General features: G+C 73.3%; 10 protein-coding genes and 1 pseudogene. 3 read left to right on the top strand and 8 right to left on the bottom strand.

The genetic code is table 11. The features are described 5' to 3' along the window. Positions 1-94 precede the first annotated feature (94 nt). Complete coding sequence (locus tag MUE36_00055) at positions 95-1,174, top strand: alcohol dehydrogenase catalytic domain-containing protein (GenBank protein MCU0309322.1); 1,080 nt, start codon at positions 95-97, stop codon at positions 1,172-1,174. Then, positions 1,171-1,620, top strand: coding sequence for a hypothetical protein (locus tag MUE36_00050; protein MCU0309321.1), 450 nt, complete (start codon positions 1,171-1,173; stop codon positions 1,618-1,620). Before MUE36_00055 ends, MUE36_00050 begins: the two co-directional genes overlap by 4 nt. 92 nt (positions 1,621-1,712) lie before the next feature. Here the strand turns inward: MUE36_00050 and MUE36_00045 are convergent, their stop codons facing one another. From MUE36_00045 to MUE36_00010, 8 genes and pseudogenes are all read right to left on the bottom strand, one after another. Beyond that, positions 1,713-2,480, bottom strand: coding sequence for a hypothetical protein (locus tag MUE36_00045; protein ID MCU0309320.1), 768 nt, complete (start codon positions 2,478-2,480; stop codon positions 1,713-1,715). 43 nt (positions 2,481-2,523) lie between these two features. Then, positions 2,524-3,399: a CoA ester lyase gene (locus MUE36_00040; GenBank protein MCU0309319.1), complete on the bottom strand. Its 876-nt coding sequence runs from the start codon at positions 3,397-3,399 to the stop codon at positions 2,524-2,526. A 53-nt stretch (positions 3,400-3,452) separates the two neighbouring features. Further along, complete coding sequence (locus MUE36_00035; GenBank protein ID MCU0309318.1) at positions 3,453-4,502, bottom strand: CoA ester lyase; 1,050 nt, start codon at positions 4,500-4,502, stop codon at positions 3,453-3,455. A gap of 164 nt (positions 4,503-4,666) precedes the next feature. Further along, entirely contained in the window at positions 4,667-5,524 is an 858-nt protein-coding gene (locus tag MUE36_00030; protein MCU0309317.1) for a hypothetical protein, read from the bottom strand. 838 nt (positions 5,525-6,362) lie between these two features. After that, positions 6,363-6,542: pseudogene (locus MUE36_00025) on the bottom strand (hypothetical protein). Between the two features lie 243 nt (positions 6,543-6,785). Further along, entirely contained in the window at positions 6,786-7,472 is a 687-nt protein-coding gene (locus MUE36_00020; GenBank protein ID MCU0309316.1) for a dienelactone hydrolase family protein, read from the bottom strand. Between the two features lie 70 nt (positions 7,473-7,542). Beyond that, positions 7,543-8,346, bottom strand: coding sequence for a hypothetical protein (locus MUE36_00015; GenBank protein MCU0309315.1), 804 nt, complete (start codon positions 8,344-8,346; stop codon positions 7,543-7,545). Between the two features lie 46 nt (positions 8,347-8,392). Further along, complete coding sequence (locus MUE36_00010) at positions 8,393-8,851, bottom strand: hypothetical protein (GenBank protein ID MCU0309314.1); 459 nt, start codon at positions 8,849-8,851, stop codon at positions 8,393-8,395. A 141-nt stretch (positions 8,852-8,992) separates the two neighbouring features. Between MUE36_00010 and MUE36_00005 the strand changes: the two genes are divergently transcribed. Next, a partial coding sequence (locus tag MUE36_00005) for a hypothetical protein (protein ID MCU0309313.1) occupies positions 8,993-9,424 on the top strand: 432 nt, incomplete at its 3' end.

The following is a 9,424-nucleotide window of genomic DNA, read 5'->3' as shown; positions in this document are numbered from 1 at the left end:
GCTCGCCTCGGCGCGCGGAACACTCAACAGTTCGCAGATCTAGCATGGAGGGGAGCTGACGCGGCGGGGGTGCCGGTCGGCGCGAGGGGGGCCCATGGGCGAGATCCCGACCACGATGTCGAGCGCGGTGTACGTCCGCCCAGGCGAGGTCGCCGTCGAGCAGCGTCCCGTGCCCCGACCCGCAGAGGGCCAGGTGCTCGTCGAGGTCGGGCACTGCGGGATCTGCGGCTCCGACATCCACATGATCCTCGAGGGGTGGGGCACCGCCGGTCGCGTCGAGGGCCACGAGTGGACAGGCGTCGTGGCCAGCGTCGGTCCCGGGGTGGACGGCTGGGTCCCCGGCGACGAAGTGGTCGGGGGGCCGAGCCCCCGGTGCGGGAGCTGCCGACGCTGCCGCGAGGGTCGGCCCTCGCAGTGCGAGAACCGGGGCCGCTCGATGTCGGAGGGCCCCGCGCTCGACGGAGGGTTCGCCGACTACGTCCTCGTCGACCACCGCCAGCTCCTGCGGGTGCCGCCCGGGCTCTCCCGCCGTGCCGCGGCGCTCGCCGAGCCGATGGCGGTGGCCCTCCACGGCATCACCCGCGGCGAGATCGGTCCCGAGGACTCGGTCATGGTCATGGGTGCCGGCCCCATCGGTGCGCTGTCGGTGGCGGCGCTCGTGGCCGAGGGGCTCGGGCCCGTCACCGTGGTCGAGCCCGGCGAGCGGCGCCGGGAGCTCGCGATCGCCTTGGGGGCCGACCGGGTGCGCCATCCCGACGACCTCGAGGTCTTCCCGCAGTGGGAGCCGGATCGCATCGCCGACGACGCCGTGCACGTCGTGCTGGAGTGCTCGGGGAAGCGAGCGGCGATGGAGGCCGGCTTCTGCCAGCTGGCCCGAGGCGGGCGCCTCGTCATGGTCGGCGCGGGCATCGAGGCACCCACCTTCGACCCGAACCGGATGCTGCTCAACGAGCTGAGCGTGTGCGGCTCGTTCGTCTACGACGAAGGAGGTTTCGAGGCGGCCCTGGCACTCCTGGCGAGCGACGGCTTCCCCCTCGACCTCCTCCTCGAACCCGACGATGCGCCGCTCGACCGGCTCGTCGACACCATGACCGCGCTCGCCAGGGGCGACCTCGCCGCCAAGGCCATGGTCGTCCCACCCCGCGCCGCCCGACGACTGGGGGCTCCCCGATGAGCGAGCTCTTCCCGACCGGTCACCCCCGCTTCAACCACGTGGCCATGAGCGTGGACGCCGGGCTGCTGGAGGGCACCGACCGCGACGACCTCACCCGCTTCTTCAGCGAGGTGTTCGGGTTCGAGGAGCTCCCGACGATGACCGTCGACCGCCACCGCCTCGTGTACAGCTGCGGGCACTGGGACCAGTTCATCTTCCTGATCGCGGACGACCACCCGATGCACGGCGCCCGGATGGACCACTACGGCTTCGCGGTCGGGTCGATCGACGAGCTCCACGCGGCGCGTGATCGTGCGGCGGCGTTCCGCGAGGCCGATCCACGGGTCGACCTGATCGACGTGATCGAGGACGACCACGGCGTCGTGAAGATCCACTCGATCTACGTCGGCTTCCTCCTGCCGATGATGTGCGAGCTGCAGTTCTGGGAGCTCCCGACCTCGCGGTGAACGTCGCCGCTCGATGGCTCCGCCTGCGGAGCCCCCTCGCCGGCTCGGCGGGCGCGTCGGCCGGACGTCGCGCACCCGGCCACCGGTGCGAGTCACGGGAGGCACCGGTCCCACTCCCCCGCCCGCACGAGCTCGAACGGCGCGGCCAGCAGCGCCACCAGCGCGCCATCGGCACCCCGACGGTCCATCACCTCACCCATGGCGCCCGCCACGGCGATCGGATCGCCGTCCAGGTGGCAGACCGTGAGCCCGAGCCCGGCGGTGGAGTCGAGGCGCTCGTGGCGGGGCTCCGCTCCCGCCCAGCACCACGCCCCGGCCACCCCGGGCACGGCCACGAGTTCGTCGAGCCCGCCCCCGGGGACGGGGCCCCGGATCCGTTCGACGATGGCGTACACCCCGGTGGCCGGTCGCCACGGCACGACCGACGCGCCGACGAGAACCCGGGGCGCGGCCCGGGCGCCGACCAGCTCCCACCCGCCGACCATCACCCGGGGCAGGAGCATGGGCATGCGCCCGATGCGCCGGAGCGCGCCGCCGAGGGGGAAGAAGGCGTCGAGCGCCGGGCCGACGGGCTCGGCGAAGAGGTACTGCACGACGTGGTCGACGGCGTCGAAGGGGGGTTCCGACACGGCGCGGGCGGCCCGGCAGGCGGGGGTGGAGACCCAGCGCTGCCCGAGCCGGAGGCCGGTCAGGCGGTACTGCTCGGGCAGGTGGTCGAGCACGTGCCACTCGAGGTAGTCGGCGTCGAGGCCCTCGGGATGGCGCTGCGACATCGACACGACCGAGGCGGCGACGTCCCCGTCGCCGAACGCCGCGATCGTCGGCTCGTCGTCGCTCGGGCGGGCGTCGCCGGAGATCACCCGGCGAGCGTAGGCCGACGGGGGGGACGGGTTCCGCGACGCGTCAGGCGTCGAGCGCGACGATGGCCTCGGCCTGGGCCAGCACCCGTCGGGCGTCCTCGACGTGGAGGTTCTCGATCATGCGGCCGTTCACCGTCACGACCCCCCGGCCCGCGGCGGTGGCCTCTTCGAAGGCGGCGATGATCTCCTGCGCCGAGGCCACCTCGGACTCGTCGGGTGCGAAGACGTCGTTGCACGGCTCGACCTGGCTCGGATGGATGAGCGTCTTGCCGTCGAAGCCGAACCGGCGACCCTCGACGCACTCGGCCCGGAACCCCTCATCGTCCTTCACGTCGTTGTACACCCCGTCGAGGATCACCTTCCCGGCCGACCGGGCCGCCACCAGGCAGGCCTGCAGCCCGTACCGGAGGGGTTCGCGCCCGGGCACGTGCTGGGCGTGGAGCTCCTTGGCGAGGTCGTTGGTCCCCATCACGAGCACGGTGAGGCGGGGCGACGCCGCGGCGATGTCGGCGGCCGAGAGCACGGCACGGGGGGTCTCGAGCATGGCCCACAACGCGGTGTGGTCCGGGGCGCCGGCGGCATCGAGGGCTGCCACGAGGGCGCGCACCTCGTCGGCGGAGTCGACCTTGGGCACGACGATCCCGTGCGGCCCGGCGGCCGCCGCGGCGGCGAGGTCGGCGTCATGCCATTCGGTGCCGAGCCCGTTGATGCGGATGGTCAACTCCTTGGCGCCGTACTCACCCGACCGCACCGCGGCGCACACCCGGTCGCGGGCGTCGGCCTTGGCGTCGGGGGCGACCGCGTCCTCGAGGTCGAGGATCAGGGCGTCGGCGGGCAGCCCCTTGGCCTTCTCGAGTGCCCGCTCGTTGGCGCCGGGCATGTAGAGCGCCGAGCGGCGGGGGCGCAGGGCAGAGGTCATCGTGGTTCTCCTCGGGGTCGCGGGGCGCGTCGTCGTTCCGGGACGGCGTCGGATCAGAGCCCGTAGGCGGCGGCGAGCTCTGGGTCGTCGGCGGCGAGGGAGGTGGCCAGCTCGACCATCACCCGGCACTGCTTGACGGAGGCGTCGTCCTCCATCTTCCCGTCGAGCATCAGGGCGCCCGTCCCGTCGCCCATGGCCTCGATGACCCTTCGGGCGTGGGTGACGTCGGCGGGGTCGGGGCTGAACACCCGCTTGGCGATGCCGATCTGGACGGGGTGGAGGCTCCACGCCCCGACACACCCGAGCAGGAAGGCGTTGCGGAACTGGTCCTCGCAGGCCACCACGTCCTTGATGTCCCCGAACGGCCCGTAGTACGCCAGGATCCCGTTGGCCACGCAGGCGTCGACCATGCGGGCGATGGTGTAGTGCCAGAGGTCCTGCTGGTACACGGTGCGGGGGCCGTCGATGTCGCCGTCCACGGGGTCCTGGCGCACCAGGTAGCCGGGGTGCCCCCCGCCGACCCGGGTGGTCTTCATCCGGCGGTTGGCGGCGAGGTCGGCGGGCCCGAGGGAGAGGCCCTGCATGCGAGGGCTGGCGGCACAGATCTCCTCGACGTTGGCCACGCCCCGGGCGGTCTCGAGGATGGCGTGCACGAGGATGGGCCGGTCGAGACCGGCCTTCGCCTCGAGCTGGGCCAGGAGCCGGTCGACGTAGTGGATGTCCTCGGGTCCCTCGACCTTGGGCACCATCACGACGTCGAGGACGTCGCCGACCTCGAGGACCGCGGCCTGGAGGTCGTCGAGGCACCAGGGCGAGTCGAGGGAGTTCACACGGGTCCAGAACTGGGTCCGGCCGAAGTCGGTGCCCCGGCCGACCTCGACGAGGCCGGCGCGAGCGGCTTCCTTGTCGGCGGCCGGCACCCCGTCCTCGAGGTTGGCGAGCAACACGTCGACGGTCGGGACGATGTCGGCGACCTTGGCGACCATCTTGGGGTTCGACGGCGGGAAGAAGTGGATCATCCGCGACGGCTTGACGGGGATCTCGCGGAGCGGCTCGGGCGCGCCGAGGGCGAGAGGTCGGAAGAAGTCCTTCGGGTTGCGCATCTGGTCCTCCGGCGGATGGGGGCGGCTCGGCCACCGGCCGCCGCGGTCCACGACCCTACGGCGGCACCGGGACCGGAACGAAACGCCGACACCGGGCCGGGACGCGCTAGGGCCCCGGCGTCGACCGCCGGGGCCCTTGCGAAACGGAACCTGTCGAGCCGGGCTCAGCCGGTGAAGGCGGGCCTGGCGGTGACGGCGGCCGCCGCCGGGGGCTCGGTCGGCGGGACGACCGGAGCGGCGAGGGGCTGGTTGCCGACCACGTAGGCCACCGCGAGGGTGCACGGTTCAACCGTCACGTCGAGCGGGCCCACGATGGGGGTGCCTCCGAGGGTGACCTCGACGCTGAACGTGCCGGCGACGATGTCGGCGAAGAAGCTGTCACCGAAGCCGAGGTCGCCCAGCGGCTTGTCGTCGACGGTCGCGGCCACCGTGCCGGCCGCCGCGGCGTGCACGGCACCCAGGCGCCCTTCCGGCACGTCGCCCTGCGGGCTCGAGAAGGACTCCTCGGGGATCACCTCGATGAGGCCGCAGCCGAGGGGAGTCTCGACGTCGAGGACGACGGGGAGGAGCGCAGGGGCGGCGCCGGGGCCGGCGGTGGCGACGAGGGACGCCGCCGCGACCTCGGGGACGGTGACGGCCTGGGTGATCACCGGGGTGGCCGAGCCGCAGGCGACGTCGGCACCGACGTACACCTCGACGGACACCTCTGCGTTCCAGGGCAGGGCCACGGGACCGGCGATGTCACCGAACTGGAAGTCGGTGAGCAGCTGGTCGCCGTCAGCGCACACCGTGACCGCGGTGCCGCCGTCACCCTGGGCCGACTGGCCGTCGAGGTTCAGCCCGTGCACGACGTAGATGTCCGCCACTCCCGCGACGGGCTCGAGCACCTCGGCGAGATCGATGACCTGGAGCAGCGGCACCACGGGGGTCGAGGTGGCCTGCGCGCCGGCGGAACCGGTGCTCACCACCCCCGCCGTGAGCACGAGAGTGAGGGCGGCGACGACGCCGAGGATGCGCTTCATCGAAACGGCCTTTCGAAGGGTTCTGGGATGTTGTGCCGCCACAGCGTAGTCCGGGAGTGCCACGGACCGGAAGCTTCGAGTCAGGCGGCGAGATCGGCCGGCACGACCTGCTCGGTGAGCAACGTGGCGAAGCGGTTCGGGTCGCCGGCGACGTAGGCGCGGCACAGAGGGAGGCCCTCGACGTAGCAGGAGATGTAGGCCCGCCACGTCGGCGAGGTCAGGAACTCGACGGCCTTCTCGGCGCGGGCCCGCGGCAGGAGCGCCCAGCGCTCGGCGTAGGCCACGGCATCGTCGACGGCGACGCCGTCGACGTGGAGCTTCCACGCCACGTTGGCCCGCACGGCGTTGAGGGCCTCGCCGGCCTCGCTCACCGCGGCGACGACCTCCGGGTCGTAGGGGATGCCGAGGGGGCGCAGGTGTCCGGCGACGACCTCCTCGGGTCGCTCGCCGGCGATCACCTCGAGCCCGAGGTCGGCGAGGCCTTCGGCCACCAGGCACTGGGGGGTGCCGACGAGGAAGATGGTCTCCTCCTGCCAACCGCGACGGCGGACGAGCCCCGCCTCCTTGCGGGAGTGCTCGGTGTGGTGCCCCGGGTAGGCCTCGTGGGCCACGAGGTGGGCGAGCGTCGGCGACAGCACGGGGAGGTCGGTGTTGATGGCCACCCGGCTGCGCAGGCCCCCCAGGTAGTAGTTGAAGCCGGACCACGGCTGATCGGTGGCCAGCTCCCACTCGACGTGCTCCCCGTCGGGCAGCCCGAAGGCGCGGTCGGTGCGCTCCCGGAAGTCCTCGGCCAACGACGCGAGGGCCGAGGGGAGCACGTCGACGGGCACGGCCTGGGACTCGCGCCAGGCGATGGAGCGCTCGGCGAGGGGGCCGGTGCCGGGTAGCACCCCGTCGAGGCGGGCGTGGGCGGCGGCGAAGGTCTCCTCGTCGATCGGGCCGGGTCGGACGCCGTAGCACCACTCGACCTCGTCGGCGTAGCCGATGGCCTCACCGGCCAGCTTGCGGGCGCTGGTGTGCAGGCCCACCACCTGGGCGCGCAGCCACCGTCGACGCCCGGAGGTCAACTCGGGGGGACCCTCGCCGGCGTCGAGCGCGGCGAGCAGGGCTGCGGCGTCGGCGACCAGCGCGCCCGGCGCGGTGGGAGCTTCGGCGGCGACCTCCGCGGCCGGTCCCGGGGGGCCGTAGTAGGCGTCGACGAACCCGTCGACGTGACGACCGAGGCGCAGTCCGAGGCGCAGGTAGTCGTCGACGAGGTCGGTCACCCGAGGTTGCGCCGCAGGAACGCCAGCGTGTCGGCCCAGGTGCGCGCCGACAGCTCGACGTCGTGCACCTCGGGTCGGGCGTCGTTGAAGAAGGCGTGCTCCGCGCCCGGGTGGACGATCAGGTCCGCCTCCTTGCCGGCCGCCCGCAACCGATCGGACAGCTCGGCCACCTGGGCGGGCCCGAAGAAGGCGTCGTTCTCGGCGAAGTGGCCGAGGATCGGGGCGTCGAGCCGGGACCAGTCGGGTTGGAGGTCGGGCCAGGGGATGATGCCGTAGTACGGGACGCAGGCGCCGATGGCGTCGGGGCGGGCGCAGGCCAGGGCGAGGGCCAGGCCCCCGCCCATGCAGAAGCCCACCACCCCGACCCGGTCGGAGGTGACGGCCTCGAGAGCCACGAGGTGGTCGACGGCCCCACCCATCTCCCTGGTGGCCTGCTCGATGTTGAGCGCCATCATGAGCTTGCCGGCCTCGTCGGGCTCCGTGGTGGTGGCGCCGTGATAGAGGTCGGGGGCCAAGGCTGTGAAGCCCTCGGCGGCGAAGCGCTCGCAGACGTCCTGGATGTGGGGGACGAGGCCCCACCATTCCTGGATGACCACGACGCCCGGGCCGGCGCCCGACGGGGGGACGGCGAGGTAGCCGGAGGCGTCGTGGCCGTTGCTCGGGAACGTGACGGATTCACCCATGTCCGGACCCTATCCAGCGCCCGCCCTCGACGGCGGCCGGACCCCGCGGGGCGCCGTCGAGGGGCCCGGTTCAGATGACGTCACCCTTGAAGAGCTCGGGGGCCACAGGGCAGTCCGTGCGTCGCAGCGCCTGGGCGACCTCGAGGGCTCCGGTGGGCCCGATGATGCGCTCGACGAGCGTGAGCGGGACGACCTCGTCGTCGTCGTCCCACGGCTCGGGCCCGACGACCCGGCTCCGCAGCGGCTCCCACATCCTCTCCGGCAGGAGCCGGCCGACACCGGCCACCAGCCACACCGGCACGTCGGCGGACCGGGCCACCGCGGCAGCGGCCCGGGAACCGCTCACGGCCAGGAACTCCTGAGGCGCGACGATCGCCGCCTCGAGCAGGACCACGTCGGCGGCGGCGACGGCCGCGCCGAGCCCGGCGAGGGGCACGTCGACGGCGTCGACCTCGGCGTGAGCCAGCCGGCGCACCAGGCCCGAGCCCTCCGACGACACGTCGACCACCAGGACCTCGACGTCGCCACGACGAGGCAGCGCGTCGGAGGCCTGGTCGGGCCAGCCGAGCACGACGACGGTGGCGTCGTCGGGCAGGGCGTGGGCCACCTCGACCGGCGTGCGGTCGCCCTCGATCTCGGCCACGGCGAGACGGATCTCCGCCGTCGGGTCACCGGCGGTCAGCACCCGGGCGCACAACCAGACGAGAGCCCCCGAGCGGGGCTGGCGCGACACCATCCGGCGACAGGCGGTCACCAGCCCCTGCGGGTCGTGGCTGAACGACGCCAAGGCCCTGGCCGTCTCGGCGACGACCAGCGACTGGGGTGCGCCGGAGGACCGGGCGACGTGGCGGAGGCGCTCGACCGGGTGCATCACCGCGCGACGGTACCGGGCGACACGGGGCGCCGAGCGGGTCCGGGGGTCAGACCCCGGGCTTCCAGATCATCAGGTAGAGCGAGGCCACGAGGATGAGGTGGCTCACCCCGGTGCCCGCCGAGATGGCGCCCTTGGCCTTGGCGTCGCCGTCGCGGAAGGCCTTGATGGCCGGCCGGGTGACGAAGAAGTTCACGGCCAGCAGGATCAGCCAGAGCAGCACGGCCACCAACAGCCAGGTCTGGGAGAGCGAGTACAGGGGCTCGTCGGAGCCGGCGGGCTTGGACAGACCGGCGAGCCCGAAGCCGAGGAGCCCGGCGACGGCGAGCGCCCCGACCGAGTAGCGCAGGACCGAGACCTCCAGGGCGTCGGCCGCCGCCGTGTCGCCCCCGGCGACCTGGCGCACGAGCACCGGGGTCAGCCACGCCGGGGCGAAGGCGACGACCATCAACAGGACGTGGAAGAGCAACATGATGTTGTACGGGGTGGATCCCAACTCGGCGAACATCGGTACTGGGCACTCCTCGGTCGTCGTCGGCCCGGACCCCGTGACCGTAGCCGTGCCGGGCGGGCGGCCGTCGCCACCGGCCGGCCCCCGGCGCCCCGGCGTTTCCCGGGGCGGGGGCGGGCCGCGCTACGTTCTCGATCCGTGATCACCGACGTCCCCGCCGACCTCGAGCTCGCATCCCTGAAGGGGTCGGGCCGACCGATCAGCGAGTGGACCACCACCTTCCACCTGGCCATCGTGGCCATCGACCCGTTCACCATCGAGAGCTCCTGGATCCTCGCGACCGCAGAACGGATCCTGTCGCGCTACGCCGAGGCCGACGTCCGGTGCGCCTTCCTGGCCACCGCGACCGCCGACGAGGCCCGCCGGTTCCTCGGGCCGCTGGCCGAACGGTTCCTGGTCTTCACCGATCCCGCTCGGGTGGCGGTGAAGGCGTTGGGTTGTGAGACCCTCCCGGCCTTCGTCCACGTCAACCAGCACCACCAGGTGGAGGAGCGCGCCGAGGGTTGGGTGCCCGAGGACTGGAAGGCCGTGGCCGCGAACCTGTCGGACCGGATGGACTGGACGCTGCCG

It is taken from the genome of Acidimicrobiales bacterium, assembly GCA_025455885.1.
Taxonomy (GTDB): Bacteria; Actinomycetota; Acidimicrobiia; order Acidimicrobiales; family Acidimicrobilacustridaceae; genus Rhabdothermincola_A.
The sequence above is the reverse complement of the archived record's forward strand: the minus strand, read 5'-3'. Positions and strand labels throughout refer to the sequence as shown.